The 14023-nt window shown below is 66.7% G+C and carries 14 protein-coding genes, 1 tRNA gene and 1 other RNA gene; 9 read left to right on the top strand and 7 right to left on the bottom strand.

What is annotated here, in order from left to right; translation table 11 throughout:
* Window positions 1–7 precede the first annotated feature (7 nt).
* The 6 genes from DBV35_RS03585 to DBV35_RS03560 all read right to left on the bottom strand — a co-directional run bounded on the left by DBV35_RS03585 (window position 8) and on the right by DBV35_RS03560 (window position 5628).
* On the bottom strand, window positions 8–1036 hold the full coding sequence (locus tag DBV35_RS03585) for a class I fructose-bisphosphate aldolase (protein WP_108658862.1): 1029 nt from the start codon (window positions 1034–1036) through the stop codon (window positions 8–10).
* Window positions 1037–1081: 45 nt separating this feature from the next.
* The gene (locus tag DBV35_RS03580) at window positions 1082–2287 is read right to left on the bottom strand and encodes a phosphoglycerate kinase (RefSeq protein WP_108660531.1); all 1206 of its coding nucleotides are present in this window, start codon (window positions 2285–2287) and stop codon (window positions 1082–1084) included.
* 259 nt (window positions 2288–2546) lie between these two features.
* A complete protein-coding gene (gap, locus tag DBV35_RS03575; RefSeq protein ID WP_108658861.1) occupies window positions 2547–3548 on the bottom strand; it encodes a type I glyceraldehyde-3-phosphate dehydrogenase in 1002 nt (333 codons plus the stop codon).
* 436 nt (window positions 3549–3984) lie between these two features.
* Window positions 3985–4141: non-coding RNA, 6S RNA (gene ssrS / locus DBV35_RS03570), on the bottom strand.
* Window positions 4142–4229: 88 nt separating this feature from the next.
* A complete protein-coding gene (locus DBV35_RS03565; protein WP_108658860.1) occupies window positions 4230–4844 on the bottom strand; it encodes a LysE family translocator in 615 nt (204 codons plus the stop codon).
* Window positions 4845–4944: 100 nt separating this feature from the next.
* The gene (locus DBV35_RS03560; RefSeq protein WP_157961560.1) at window positions 4945–5628 is read right to left on the bottom strand and encodes an SIMPL domain-containing protein; all 684 of its coding nucleotides are present in this window, start codon (window positions 5626–5628) and stop codon (window positions 4945–4947) included.
* A gap of 171 nt (window positions 5629–5799) precedes the next feature.
* Here DBV35_RS03560 and DBV35_RS03555 point away from each other — a divergent pair.
* A tRNA-Ile gene (locus DBV35_RS03555) sits at window positions 5800–5875 on the top strand.
* A gap of 191 nt (window positions 5876–6066) precedes the next feature.
* On the top strand, window positions 6067–6354 hold the full coding sequence (locus DBV35_RS31450) for a helix-turn-helix domain-containing protein (protein ID WP_108658858.1): 288 nt from the start codon (window positions 6067–6069) through the stop codon (window positions 6352–6354).
* Here DBV35_RS31450 and DBV35_RS30490 read toward each other — a convergent pair.
* A complete protein-coding gene (locus DBV35_RS30490) occupies window positions 6272–6511 on the bottom strand; it encodes a hypothetical protein (protein WP_170134847.1) in 240 nt (79 codons plus the stop codon). The two genes, DBV35_RS31450 and DBV35_RS30490, sit on opposite strands and share 83 nt — an antisense overlap.
* Before the next feature lie 430 nt (window positions 6512–6941).
* On the opposite strand from DBV35_RS30490, the gene DBV35_RS03545 reads away from it, so the two are divergent.
* The 7 genes from DBV35_RS03545 (at window position 6942) to DBV35_RS03515 (ending at window position 14015) form a co-directional block, all read left to right on the top strand.
* Window positions 6942–7685 (top strand): GntR family transcriptional regulator, encoded by a 744-nt coding sequence (locus DBV35_RS03545; protein WP_108658857.1) that lies wholly within the window; start codon window positions 6942–6944, stop codon window positions 7683–7685.
* A 413-nt stretch (window positions 7686–8098) separates the two neighbouring features.
* Window positions 8099–8986, top strand: a complete 888-nt coding sequence (locus tag DBV35_RS03540; protein WP_108658856.1) for an ABC transporter permease — start codon at window positions 8099–8101, stop codon at window positions 8984–8986.
* The gene (locus tag DBV35_RS03535) at window positions 8983–9813 is read left to right on the top strand and encodes an ABC transporter permease (protein WP_108658855.1); all 831 of its coding nucleotides are present in this window, start codon (window positions 8983–8985) and stop codon (window positions 9811–9813) included. The genes DBV35_RS03540 and DBV35_RS03535 overlap by 4 nt, the downstream gene beginning before the upstream one ends.
* Window positions 9814–9872: 59 nt before the next feature.
* A complete protein-coding gene (locus DBV35_RS03530; protein WP_108658854.1) occupies window positions 9873–10976 on the top strand; it encodes an ABC transporter substrate-binding protein in 1104 nt (367 codons plus the stop codon).
* A gap of 29 nt (window positions 10977–11005) precedes the next feature.
* On the top strand, window positions 11006–12331 hold the full coding sequence (locus tag DBV35_RS03525) for a hypothetical protein (RefSeq protein WP_205648456.1): 1326 nt from the start codon (window positions 11006–11008) through the stop codon (window positions 12329–12331).
* Complete coding sequence (locus DBV35_RS03520; RefSeq protein ID WP_108658852.1) at window positions 12328–13686, top strand: amidase; 1359 nt, start codon at window positions 12328–12330, stop codon at window positions 13684–13686. The genes DBV35_RS03525 and DBV35_RS03520 overlap by 4 nt, the downstream gene beginning before the upstream one ends.
* The gene (locus DBV35_RS03515) at window positions 13683–14015 is read left to right on the top strand and encodes an EthD family reductase (RefSeq protein ID WP_108658851.1); all 333 of its coding nucleotides are present in this window, start codon (window positions 13683–13685) and stop codon (window positions 14013–14015) included. Before DBV35_RS03520 ends, DBV35_RS03515 begins: the two co-directional genes overlap by 4 nt.
* The last annotated feature ends 8 nt before the right edge of the window (window positions 14016–14023 follow it).

The raw sequence follows: 14023 nt of genomic DNA, 5'->3' as shown, positions 1-14023 counted from the left end.
GCGGAGACTAGGCGGCCTCGCGCTCGTCTTCGGGGCTCCAGGTGCCCAGCGCGGCGCGACTGTTCATCTTGGCGCGGTGCGTGAACGCAGACTGCGCCGCCGCGACATTCTCCGGACGACCGGCCCAGGCCTTGATCGCGGCCTGTTGCAGCGCGCGCCCGTAGGAGAAGGTCATCTTCCAGGGGAAGCCGCCCATCTTGTTCATGATGGCGAGGTGCTCGGTCGCGAGCTCGTCGGACTGGCCGCCCGACAGGAACGCGATGCCCGGCACCGCCGGCGGTACCGTCGCCTTCAGGCACTGGATGGTGAGTTCGGCGACCGTCTCGGCGGTGACCTGCGGCCCCTTCTGGCCCGGCACCACCATGTTCGGCTTCAGAATCATGCCGGTGAGGTCGACCCGCATCTCATAGAGCGCGTCGAACACCATGTTGAGGGTCAGCTCCGTCACCTCGTAGCACCGCTCGACGGTGTGGGAGGCGTTCGGGCCGTCCATCAGCACTTCCGGCTCGACGATCGGCACGATGCCGTTCTCCTGGCAGAGCGCGGCGTAGCGGGCGAGCGCGTGGGCGTTCGCGGCGATGGCGCCGGTCGTCGGCAGCCCCTCGGCGATGTCGATCACGCCGCGCCACTTCGCGAAGCGGGCGCCGAGGCCGTAATATTCCTTGAGGCGTTCGCGCAGGCCGTCGAGGCCCTCGGTCACGCTCTCGCCGGGGAAGCCCGCGAGCGGCTTCGCGCCCTGATCGACCTTGATGCCCGGCACGGCGCCGGCACCCTTGATCAGATCCACGAAGCGCTGCCCGTCCTTGGCGGACTGGCGCAGCGTCTCGTCATAGAGGATGACGCCCGACACATAGTCGCGCATCGCCTCTTCGGAGGTGAAGAGCAACTCGCGATACGCGCGGCGGTTTTCTTCGACGTTCTCGAGGCCGATCTGGTCGAACCGCTTCTTGATGGTGCCGGTGCTTTCATCGGCCGCCAGGATGCCCTGGCCGTCCTGGACCATCGCCTCCGCGATACCAGCAAGTGTTTCACTCATCCAGGATCTCCTTAGGACCGTTGCTGCAGGAATAGGTTGTAGCGCTCAAGCGCCAGCCTTCAAAGCTTCGACGCCGGGCAGAGCCTTGCCTTCCATCCATTCGAGGAAGGCGCCGCCGGCGGTCGAAAGGTAGGTGAAGTCGTCGATCACCCCGGCATGGGCGAGCGCGGCGACCGTGTCGCCGCCCCCCGCGACGGAGATCAGCTTGCCGGCGCGCGTGCACTTGGCCGCGTGCTTGGCGATCGCAACGGTGCCCTTGTCGAAGGGCGGGAATTCGAACGCGCCGACCGGCCCGTTCCAGACGAGCGTGGACGCCCCACTCATTTCGTCGCCCACGAGCTCGACCGTGCGCGCGCCGATATCGAGGATCATCATGTCGTGGTCGACGCCCTCGTCGACGCCGATATGGATCGTGTCGATGCCCGCCTCGAGCTTCGTCGCGACGAGCGCGTCGCGCGGCAGCATGATCGCGCAGCCCGCACGTTCGGCCGCCGTCATGATCCGCAGCGCGGTGTCGGCGAACTCCGCCTCGTGGAGGGAATGGCCGACATCGACGCCGAGCGCGTGGAGGAAGGTGTTCGCCATGCCGCCGCCGACGACGAGCGCGTCGACCTTGGTCACGAGGTTTTCCAGAAGCGCGATCTTGGTGGAGACCTTCGCCCCGCCGACGATCGCCATCACCGGCCGCTTCGGGCTGCCGAGCGCCTTCTCAAGCGCTTCGAGCTCGGCCTGCATCGACCGGCCGGCATAGGACGGGAGGCGATGGGCGAGGCCCTCGGTCGAGGCGTGGGCGCGGTGGGCGGCGGAGAAGGCGTCGTTGACGTAGATGTCGCCATTCTTGGCGAGCGCGTCGGTGAAGGCGGGGTCGTTCTTCTCCTCGCCCGCATAGAAGCGCGTGTTTTCGAGGACGAGGATGCCGCCATCTGGCAGCGCCGCGATGGCCGAGGCCGCCGCATCGCCCGTGCAGTCGGCGGCGAAGGCGACGTCGCGCCCCAGCACCTCGGACAGCGCCGGAACCACCTGCTCCAGCGACATCGACGGGTTGTGCTCCCCCTTCGGCCGGCCGAAATGGGCGAGCAGGATGACCTTCGCCCCGCCATCGGCGAGTTCCAGGATGGTCGGCTTCACCGCCTCGAGCCGGGTCGCGTCCGAGACCTTGCCGTTCGCCATCGGCACGTTGAGATCCACGCGAACGAGGACACGCTTGCCCGCCGCCTTGCCCAGATCGTCGAGGCTTTTGATTGTGCTCACGTGGATGCCGCCTTCTTCCGGATGACCCATGCGGGAGGCAGGGCGCCCCCCATTCCTTCTACCACGGGTGCGCGGTCCATGCCCCCGCAACCGCGCCGCCGCGCCAGGCGGCGCGCGCCGGAATGGCGATCGGCGCCGGCACGCATCCGCGCGCGACGCCCGTCATTCTCCCCCCGCAGGGCGCGGGAGGCATCGTGCGACGGGCGCCGTGTGACCGGCCTCGCGCCTGCCGTGGCGGCAAAGCGAGGCCGGCGCGCCCTCAGATGAACTTCGCCATCGCGACGGCGGTGTCCGCCATGCGGTTGGAGAAGCCCCACTCGTTGTCGTACCAGGAGAGGATCCGGCAGAAGGTCTTGTCGAGGACCTTGGTCTGGTCCGTCGCGAAGACGCTCGAGTGCGAGTCGTGGTTGAAGTCCATCGACACCAGCGGGTCGTCGGTCGTGCCGAGGATGCCCTTCAGCTCGCCTTCGGCCGCCGCGCGGATCGCCGCGTTGATCTCGTCCGGGGTCGTCTCGCGCACGGCCTCGAAGTTGAGGTCCACGACCGACACGTTCGGGGTCGGCACGCGGATCGACACGCCGTCGAGCTTGCCGTTCAGTTCCGGCAGAACGAGGCCGACCGCGCGGGCCGCGCCCGTGGAGGTCGGGATCATGTTCATCGCCGCGGCGCGGGCCCGGTAGAGGTCCTTGTGCAGCGTGTCGAGGGTCGGCTGATCGCCCGTGTAGGAGTGGATCGTCGTCATGAAGCCGCGCTTGATGCCGATCGCCTTGTGCAGGACATAGGCGACGGGGGCGAGGCAGTTCGTCGTGCACGAGGCGTTGGAGACGACGAGGTCGTCCGCGGTGAGCACGTCGGTGTTGACGCCGAAGACGATCGTCTTGTCCGCGCCCGTCGCCGGGGCGGAGACGAGGACGCGCTTCGAGCCGTTCTCGAGGTGCAGCGCCGCCTTGTCGCGCGCGGTGAAGATGCCCGTGCACTCCAGCGCGATGTCGACATCCTTCCAAGGCAGGGCCTTGGGATCGCGCTCCGCGGTCACGCGGATCGACTTGCCGTCGACCACGATCGCGTCGCCATCCACCGAGACCTTGCCGGGGAAGCGGCCGTGGACGCTGTCATAGCGCAGGAGGTGCGCGTTCGTCTCGACCGGGCCGAGATCGTTGATGGCGACGACCTCGATATCGGTCCGCCCCGCCTCGACGATCGCGCGCAGCACATTGCGGCCGATACGCCCAAACCCGTTGATTGCAACCTTAACCGTCATACCGGCCTCCCTGAACCTTGCGAGGCGTTTTGCCCCCGGCGGGACTTGAGAGCAAGAGCGCCCTTTTCAAGTATGATTCGTCGGCGACACAGACCGTTTCGCTTCCGGCGCAAAGTCTCGTCCCAGCCCATCATTTCGTTCGTCAAGTCCGGCAACCATTCCATCACTGGCGCGTGAACATCGCGGACCATTGGGAGCGAATTATGGCTGATCCTGCGGCTGGACAGAGGCAAGCCGTGCGGCGTTTCGCACCAATGTGCCGCACCGCGCGCCAGACGCCCGCGCGTGGCACAGGATTGGGCCGACAAGTTCGATGAATGGTGGCGAAAGCGCGGCCCGGACGGGCGGCGCAGAGCAGCTATGCTCCGACGCCGGCGCACGCGCCCGGCCCCTGTCGGGACCGGCGCGCGCCCGCGGCGCGGAAAAGGGAGAGGGGGGCGAAGCCGCCTCGGCCGTTGGAGGATTCGATCCCGGGACCTACAATGTAGGTGGGTGCCGTTTGCTCCAGCCCACGGGCCGAAACAGGGACAGCTCCCTTAAGGATCGATAAGGCCCCGGGGATTCAAGTCTCCTGTCGAACCGAACAGCAACGCCTGATCGCTATATAAACCCCCGGCGGGTCCGCGAAAAGGATCCCGCCGGCACGCACACGCAAATTTTCGATGGCCCGCAGGCCCCGCGTCAGCGGCGCGCGAAGGCGAGGCCGATGCCGCCCGCGATGAGGAGCGATCCGCTCGCCCGCTCCACCACCCGCACCCGCTCGCGCGTGAGGAGGGAGCCGGCCTTTCCGGCGGTGAACGCATAGGCGCTGTCGATCACCGTCGCGACCACCATGAAGATCGCGCCATAGGTCGCGACCTGGAGGGCGGTCGAGTAGGCGGGGTTCACGAACTGCGGGATGAAGGCGCCGTAGAAGAGGAGCGCCTTGGGGTTCGACCAGATGACGAAGAATCCCTGGCGCGCGTAGCCGGCGAGCGATTTGCGCGAGCCCTTGCGCGACGCGATCTCCCCGTTCGCGCGCCACAGCATGATCCCAAGATAGACAAGATAGGCCGCGCCGAGGAGCTTCACGACGACGAACGCCTCGCCCATCACCGCCACCACGATGTCGAGGCCGAGCGCGACGACCACGATCATCGTGGCGAGCCCCACTTGCGTGCCGGCGACGTTCGCGAGCCCGGCGGAGGCGCCGGAGCGCAACGAGTTCGCGACGATCAGGCTCACGGTGGGGCCGGGGACGATCACGATCGCCGCGGCGGCGAGGACGAAGGTCAGGATGACGGAGGCTTCAAACATCGGCGCACCTCAAGACAAGGGGCCGAGACTGAAGCGCCGACTTTCCGCCTGCGTCAATCCGCGCCGTGCCGGCCCCGTGCGGACCGGCACGCGCCGCGTGTCAGTCGACGAGCGACCAGGTGACGGAGACGGTCGCGGCGACCGACTGCTGCCCCGCCTCGACCGGCACGGAGGCCTGCATGCGCTGCATGGCCATCGGCATCGGGGACGGGCCGATATTGATCTCGCTGATGCCGGTGATCGCGCCGAGCGTCACGCCGGCGGCCTTGGCATAGAGCGCGCCCTTGCGCAGCGCGTCGGCGACGGCCGCCTCGCGCGCCTCGTCGGTGATCGCCGTGTCGTCCTGGAAGCCGAAGGAGATGCCGAAGATCTGGTTGGCGCCGGCCGAGACGGCGCTGTCGAGGAGCGCGCCGAGCCCGTCGAGCGCGCGCACGGTGATGGTGAGCTGGTTCGAGACCTGATAGCCGCTCACCTCGGAGCCGCCGTCCGCATAGGAGCGGTCGGTGAAGCGGGGCTGGACGGAGATGTTGGACGTCTGGATGTCCGCGTCGGCGACGCCCGCGGCCTTGATGGCGTCGATGATGGCGGTGGCCTCGCGCGTGTTCGCCGCGAGCGCTTCGGCAGCGGAGACCGCGACGGACTCCACCCCGATCGTGATGGTCGCCTGGTCGGGTGCGGCGGCGGCCGTGCCGTCGCCCGTGACCGTGAGCAGGCGCATTTCGGCGGCGTTGACCGGGGCGATCGCGAGCGCGACCAGCATCGCGGCAGTGACGACTCTCAACATACTCGTCTCCTCTCTACATCCCGTCTTTTTCGGGATCGCGGGGGACTTGCCAGCCCGCTTTGTGGAGGCCATGAGGTAGGCTCGACGAGGCGATTGCTCAATCGGCATCGCGCGACGTTGACGCCGCATCCGCGGCGGCCGACCGAGCCGGCGGCACCGCGTCGCCTCGGCGGGGGAGTAGCATAATGGTCAATGCCAGTCGCTCATAACGGCTCAGATGGGGGTTCGAATCCCTCCTCCCCTACCAATGCGTGCGTTGCAATCCGGCACCGGCCGCCCAGGTCAGCACACGCAAAGGCTGCGTTTTCGCCCTCTGTAGACAGTGTACGGTTCGCGCATTGCGCAGAGTTGCACAACCAATACTCACGGAATAGACTTGAACACGGCTTGGTTGATCACCCATCTGGTTGACCGCACCCCGTATCGAGGAGTTCGTCCATGCGTACGCGAACAATCGATCAGATCGTCGGCAGCCGAATCCAGATGCTGCGCGAACAACACACGACCTCAGTCTCGGAGCTCGCGCACGCGCTTTCGATTCCGTCAAATGTCCTGGAAGATTACGAGGCTGGGAAGCGACGCGTCGCCGCCTCTCACCTTGCCTCGATCGCGCTGGCGTTTCGCGTGGACGTGATCTTTTTCTTCAGTGATCGCGCCGTAGCGAAACGTTGTGCTGATAATACTTGCGAAACGGATCCTGACCGTCTTTCGCAGACTCGTCACTAGATGACTGAGTCGCCGGCGCCGCTACGCGCAAGACCGAAATAATACGTATGATTTCTTCGCTCAGATTGATACTATTGTCCGCGCAGAGGTAACAAAGTTCCACCTCCAGCAGCATCAGCAGATCACGGATATCGTTGTTTTTCATCTGTTGAGCCACAGCACCGCCTCCGACGAATATCGAACGTCTACATCCCAACCTTCCGAGCAATTCTCATGCTCAAAACTATGACCACGCAGCACATTCAGCCCAAAACACGCGAACCGAAAATCAAACGAGCCTTGGAATTGGCAACTCTCGATTAAAATTCTTAAATCTGTGACAACTCGGTGTCGAGAAGAATATCCACCAACGGCGTGGATTGTTGCTAAATCAGCGTCATTGCCCATCGATATATCACAAACAATCGGTTTTCCTGAGTTAACGATAGAGTTCAAACACAACGTGCGAGTGATGAATTCCTGCGAGGCCTGCACAACGCACAGGTGTACCGCATCATGGAATCGGGCAACATGTCGAATGCTTTGATGTCGATCGCTTGCTTAGATCCAAAAGTTCGTTCAATCCTAGGTGCCGAGGCGAGGTGAGAATGCAGCCACCGGACAAGGAATTGCGGCTGCATCAAAGTGTGGCCAACCAGCTGATCCATGATATCGGCAGCGGCGCCTACCCCGTCGGCACCCGCCTTCCACCGGAGAGCGAACTGGCCGCGCAGCTCGGCATCAGCCGCTTCACGCTGCGCGAGGCGCTGCGCTACCTCCAGTCGCTCGGCCTCGTCACGCGCCGGCAGGGCCACGGCACGGTCGTGCGCGCCACCCAGGCGATGCGGCAGCTCAAGCTCACCATCGGCTCCTTCAGCGATATCGAGAGCCACGGCCACGTCACCAACATGGTCGACATCGAGAAGCGCATCGTGGAGGCCGACCCCGTCCTCGCGCGCGACCTGCCGTCGGAGCCCGGCGAGCGCTTCCTCCACATCAACTGCAAGCGCGTCCCGGCCGACGAGAGCGTGCCGCTGCCGACCGCGCTCAACGACACCTACATCATCGAGCCGCTCGCCGGCATCGGCGACACGGTCGGCACCCGCGTCCATGGCCCGCTCTACATGCAGATCGAGGCGATGTTCGGAGAGCGCATCGACGCGATCGACCAGGAGATCGCAGCCGTGAAGCTCGACGCCGAGGCGTGCAAGAAGCTCGAGGTGCCGCGCGGCAGCGTCGGGCTGCGCGTGAAGCGCACCTATTATGGCCGCGGCGGACGCCGCGTGATGGTCGCCTTCAACCGCTATTCGGGCGACAGTTTTACATTGAGCATGCGCATCCAGCACGACTGAAACGTGCCGCATCGCCTGACGTTTCTGACGCCCCACCCCAGATCCATCGATTGCTATGCAGGCAAACTTCGGCGCGGTGTGCCGCCGGAAGGTGCGGCCCTGATAACGGGCGCGCAGTCCTCCGCCTAACTTACTGAATTTTCGACGGTATTTTACATCGCCCACTTCGGGTGCATGCACTCCATTTCAGCATTCGCGTCAATTGACAGTTTGGTATGCAGCGTTAACGATACAGCATTCGTCCGTACCAATCTGAGAGTTGTCGTGGCCTCCAGCACACGAACTGGCGTCGGGACCAGGGGAGCCCCTTTTGCCCACGCCTGCCCCCGCGCCGAAACGGGTGAGGTCCGCCACATCATGACGGCGCCCCGCGCCACCCAGCCGCACGCGCTCGCCCGTCGGGGCCGGCGCGCATGAGCGCGGCCATCATCAAGCCCGGCTGCGCGCGTCGGATCTCGGCGCTTCTCCTCGCGCTGCCCAGCATTGCGTGGCTCTGCTTCTTCGTGCTCGCCCCGCTCGGCTTCCTCGTCACGATCTCGTTCTGGACCGCGACCCCGTTCGGGACCGTCGCCGCGTTCACGACGGCGAACTACGAGACGATCTTCCAGAGCTCGACCTATCTCGGCATCCTGATCGGCACGCTGCGCATCGCGGCGATCACGACGATCCTGACGCTCCTCGTCTCCTACCCCGTCGCCTGGTTTCTCTCGCGCCAGGCGGGGCGGTGGAAGGCGATCTTCATGCTGCTCGTCTTCCTGCCCTTCTGGACGAGCTATGTCGTGCGCTCCTTCGTCTGGCTGCCGATGCTCGGCCGCAACGGCCTCCTCAACGCGATCCTCCTCGGGATCGGCATCATCGACCAGCCGATCGACTGGTTCCTCTACAATGAGGGCGCCGTCTATGTCGGCCTCGTCTACGCCTATGTCCTCTTCATGGTGCTGCCGATCTACGCCTCGCTCGACCGGCTCGACACCTCGCTCTTCGAGGCCGCTGCAGACCTCGGCGCGCCGCCCTTCGCCACCTTCCGCAAGGTCATCCTGCCGCTGACGCTCCCCGGCATCGTGTCCGGCTGCGTGATGGTCTTCCTGATGTCGTGCGGCGCGTACGTCACGCCCCAGCTCCTCGGCGGCACCAGCGGCATGATGTACGGCAACATCATTGCCGCGCAGTTTCTCAACACCAGCAACTGGGCGCTCGGCGCGGCGCTCGCCGTCGTCCTCGTCGTCGTCGTCCTCGCCGCCATGCTCCTCGCGGGACGCCGGTTCGGCCTGCAGCAGATCTTCATGAGGGCCGGACATTGAGCGCGACGAAGGCCCACCGGGCCAACAAGACCGGCTGGTCGACGATGCTGCACGTCTATATCGCGGCGTTCTTCGTCTTCATGTATGGGCCGATCCTTCTCCTCTTCGCCCTCTCCTTCAACGATTCCCAGCTGATCGGCCTCCCCTTCAAGGGCTTCACCACGCGCTGGTATGGCGAGGTCGCGAACGACGCGACGCTGATCGAGGCGGTGATCAACAGCGTCAGCATCGGCATCGTCTCCTCGCTGATCGCGGTGGCGCTGGCGCTCTCGCTCGCCCTCGCCTTTAAGCGGGACCTTCCCTTCAAGGGGCTCCTCTTCAACTTCATCCTCCTGCCGATCATCATTCCGGGCCTCGTCTCCGGTATCGTGATGCTGATCGGGGCGGGCTATGCGGGCGTGCGCTACGGGCTCTGGACGACGACGCTCGTCACCCACGTGACCTGGGTCCTCCCCTTCGCCTTCCTCACCCTCTACCCGCGCGTGACGCGGCTCGACCCCGCGCTGGAAGAGGCGGCGATGGACCTCGGCGCCCCGCCGCGGATCGTCTTCCGCCGCGTGACGCTGCCGCTCATCCAGCCCTCGATCGTGGCGACGGCCCTCTTCGCCTTCACCCTGTCGTTCGACGAGTTCATCCGAACGCTCTTCGTGATCGGCAACGTGCGCACGGTCCCCGTCTATCTGTGGACGCTGGTGATCGAGCAGGCGGCGCCGTTCCTCCCGGCGGTGGGGGTCACGATGATGGCCGTCTCCATCGCCGTCGCCCTTCTCGGCTTCGTCTTCAGCGCGCGCACGGCGCCCGCCGAGGACGGCCGCGGGGCGTCCTAGTTCCGGCTCTCTCCCCTCCAGCAACACCACGTTCCACACCCGAACAAAGGACTGCGTTGATGAGACCCACCTCCAAGATCGGCCTCGACCGCCGCGACTTCCTGATCGGCACCGGCGCAGCCCTCGGCGCCTCTGCCCTCGGCGGCAGCGTCGCGCTCGCCCAGGGCAGCACCGTGACGACCCTCATGGTGAACGCGGTCATGAATTCGCCGCTGCGCGAGACCATGGAAAGCGTCGCGGGCGTCAAGATCGAGGACGCGCCGTTCCAGTCCACGACCGACGTCGTATCCAAGCTCCTCGCGCCGGGCGGCTCTTCCCGCTTCGACCTGATGGTCAGCGGCACCGAGTTCTCGCGCATCCCGGTGATGGGCCCGTCCGCCGGCTCCGAGCACTGCGCCGCGCTCGACATGTCGAAGATCCCGAACGCCTCCTCGATCTCCGAGAGCTTCGCGCGCGACATCGTCACCCGCGACGGCGAGACCTACATGCTCCCGCTCTTCTGGGGCTACGATTCGGTGCTCTACAACACCGAGGTCGCCGATCCTGAGGATCCCTACACCCAGTCCTGGGCGATGATCTTCGACGACAAATATGCCGGCCAGATCGCCTGGTACGACACCGCGCACCAGATGCTGCTCGCCGCCGGCCTCTTCCTCGGCATGTCCGAGCCGGAGAAGATGACGAAGGCCGACCTCGACGAGGTGGCGAAATTCCTCATCTCCAAGAAGAAGAATGTCCGCACCTTCTGGACGAGCTTCGCGCAGTGCTCGAGCCTCCTCGGCTCCGGTGAGATCGTCGCGACCTACGGCCCGATTCCGGTCCGCGTCGACCTGCAGAAGAAGGGCTTCCCGATCACCAATGCGTGGCCGAAGGAAGGCGTCGTCTCCTTCAGCCAGGCCGGCTATATCCCGAAGGACGCCGGCAACAAGGACGGCGCGCTCGCCGTGCTCAACGCCTTCCTGTCCGAGGAATATGCGAGCGAGCTCGTCGGCGCGTCCGGCTACCTCACCACCTCGCTCCTCGGCACCAAGGGCCTCACCGACGAGGAGAAGGCGCGCCTCGGCTACGGCATCCTCGAAGGCACCACGGCCGCCTATCCGATGGTCTTCCCGACCGACATGGGCGCCTGGATCGAAGTCTGGAGCCGCGTGAAGAGCGCCTGATCGCGACCGGTTCCTGAAGCTGTATGAGCATGAGTGTGTCGCGGGCGGGTATCGCGCGGATGGCGCTGGCGGTGTGCACGATCCTGGTCGTGTTCGGCGTCGCGTTCGGCATCGACGCGATCATCCTCGCCGCGGGCGTGATCGAGATCGCGGGGCTGCTCCTGGTCCTGCCGCGCCTGCGCAAGCTGACGCTGGCCTATGTGTTCGGCCTCGTCGGCGCGAGCGTCGCGCTCCTGCTCATCTTCCCCGGCAACCTTGCCGGCGTGACGGCAGGCCTCAAGGACGCGGCGGTCTTCGCCGCGTTCATGGCCTCCGTCATCATCATGCGCAACACGGTGAGCCGCCATCCCGCGCTCGCCGGGATGCGCGAGGAGTTCGGCCGCATCCCGGCGAACGACCGCAATGGCGGGATCTACGTCGCGAGCCACGCGCTCGGCTCGGTAATGACGTTCGGCAGCCTCGCGCTGATGGCGCCCCTTTTCGGCGCCGACAACACGGCCGACCAGCGGCGCGCCAACGCGCTCATCATCCTGCGCTCCATCTCGCTCGCCGTCTTCTGGTCGCCCTTCACCGTGGCGGTCGCGATCGTGCTGCAGCGGATGCCTGAGCTCCCGGCGTGGATGCTCGTGACGGCGGGCGTCGCCACCGTCGGCGTCGCGACGCTCCTCGGCATCCTGCGCGGCGAGATCCGCATCACACCCAATTCCGTGACGCGCGTCCTTTCCCCGATCCTGCCGATCCTCGGCCCCCTCCTCCTCCCGGTCGCGGCGATCTTCGTGCTGCCGACGCTGTTCGGCCTCTCGAGCCTTGCCGCCGTCGCGCTGGTCCTGCCCGTCTTCTGCCTCGGCTGGCTCATCGTCATCGACCCGTCCCTCGTCGAGCCGACGGTGACGCTGAGTGTCGGCCAGTTCGACTATGTCTTCGACGAGGTGGCCTTCTTCACCTGCTCGATCATGCTCGCCGACATCATCGCCCATAGCCCCGGCCTCGTGACCCTCGTCAGCGACACGCTTGCGATCCACGATCCGAGCTTCATCCACTTCGCCCTCGCCGCCATCGCGATCGCCGTCGCGTGCAGCCTCGGCATCCACATGGTCGTCCCCGCCTCGATCGCGCTCGCGATCATCGGGCCGCAGGTCCAGGGCGTCGGCCAGCAGCTCGGATTCGCCATCATGGTCCTCTTCGCCTGGTGCTTCGGCGCGATGGTGACGATGTCCTCGGTCGTGATGCTGTCGACCGCGAACGCCTTCCAGGTGCCGGTCCGCCAGCTCATCCGCAGCCCCAACATGTCGCTGATGCTGACGCTCGGCGCGATCGTCTTCGCGGTCGCGGCGGCGACGGGAGCCCTCACATGACGATCGCCCGGTCCGCCGCCGCCCCCCGCGCACGCGAGCGCGTCGAGGCCTCACTCGCCGCGATCGAGGCGAACAATGCGCGCGTCAACGCCATGGTCCTCGTCGACGCGGACGCCGCACGCGCGGCCGCGGCCCGGATCGACGCGGCGGCCGCCGCCGGCGAGCCGGTCGGCCCCCTCGCCGGCCTCGTCGTCACGCTGAAGGACAACATCGCCGTCGCCGGCCAGCGCACCACCTCGGGCGCGCGCTTCTTCGCCGACCACAGGCCGGCCGAGAACGCCGCGGTCGTCGACCGGCTGCTCTCGGCCGACGCGATCATCCTCGGCAAGGTGAACATGCAGGAGTTCGCCTTCGGGGCGACGACGCAGAACCTCCTCCTCGGCTCCTGCCGCAACCCGTGGGACACCGAGCGCATTCCCGGCGGCTCCAGCGGCGGCTCGGGCGCGGCGATCGCGGCAGGCCATTGCGAGGCCTCGCTCGGCTCCGACACCGGCGGCTCGGGCCGGATGCCGGCGGCCGTCAATGGCTGCCTTGGCCTGCGTCCCACACAAGGCCGCATCTCCAATCACGGCGTCTTCCCGGTGAGCCCGCGCTTCGACACCATCTCCCCGATGGCGCGCGAGGCGGGCGACGTCGCCGCCCTCCTCGACGCGCTGACGGGCTTCGACGCGCGCGACCCCTGGTCGGTCGCCGGCAAGGGCGAGGCCGGCCCCGCGCGCTTCAGGATCGGCGTCCCCCGCGCCTTCTTCTTCGAGGACATCGACCCCGAGATCGCCGCCCTCGTCGAGGCGGCCATCGCCGTGTTCGCCGCGGCGGGCGTCGCCATCGTCCCGATCGACCTACCGGACGCGGCGCGCACGCAGGGGTGGATGTCGACCCTCCTCCTCGCCGACGCCGCCGAGACGCACCAGGGCCGCATCGCCGAGGCGCCCGAGCTCTTCGATCCGGAAGTGCTCCGCCGCCTGCGCCTCGGCTTCGACATCACCGGCATCGCCTACGCCGAGGCGCTGACCGCGAAGGCCGCCTGGCAGCGCACGCTCCGCGCGACGTTCGAGACGGTGGACCTCATCCTGACGCCGACGCTCGCGAAGACCGCGCCCCTCATCGCCGACAGCAAGGCCCTCTTCGAGACGACGCAGGCCCTCACCCGCTTCGCCTTCGCCTGGGCGCTCGGCGGCGGGCCGGCCCTCTCCGTCCCCTGCGGCTTCGCCTCGAATGGAACGCCGGTTGCTTTCCAGCTCGCGGCGGCCCCCTGGCACGACGAACTCGCGATCCGTGCCGCCGACCTCTACCAGCGCGCGACCGACTGGCATCGCGCCCGCCCGACCATCGCCCCAGCCGAGGATTGCGAATGAGCGTCTCCTATTTCGTCCGCTATGACGGGTCCGCCGAGGATGCGGAAGAATTCATCCGCTACTACGCCGAAACCCACGGCGAGTTCATGAAGGCCTATCCGGGCATCCGGAAGGCCGTCATCCACCTGCCGACGGACTGGAACGACCCCGAGCCGATCAATCGCGGCGACGTGTTCCTCCTCGGCGAGTTCCAGTTCGACGACGAGGCCGCGCTCGACGCCGCCCTCGCCTCGCAGGCGCGCAAGGACGCGCGCGGCGATGCGCACAATTTCCCCCCCTTCCACGGCCGCGTCACCCACCAGGCCATGAAGACCGTCGTCCTGTTTTGACGACGGCG

It is taken from the genome of Acuticoccus kandeliae (genome assembly GCF_003073115.1).
The sequence above is the reverse complement of the archived record's forward strand: the minus strand, read 5'-3'. Positions and strand labels throughout refer to the sequence as shown.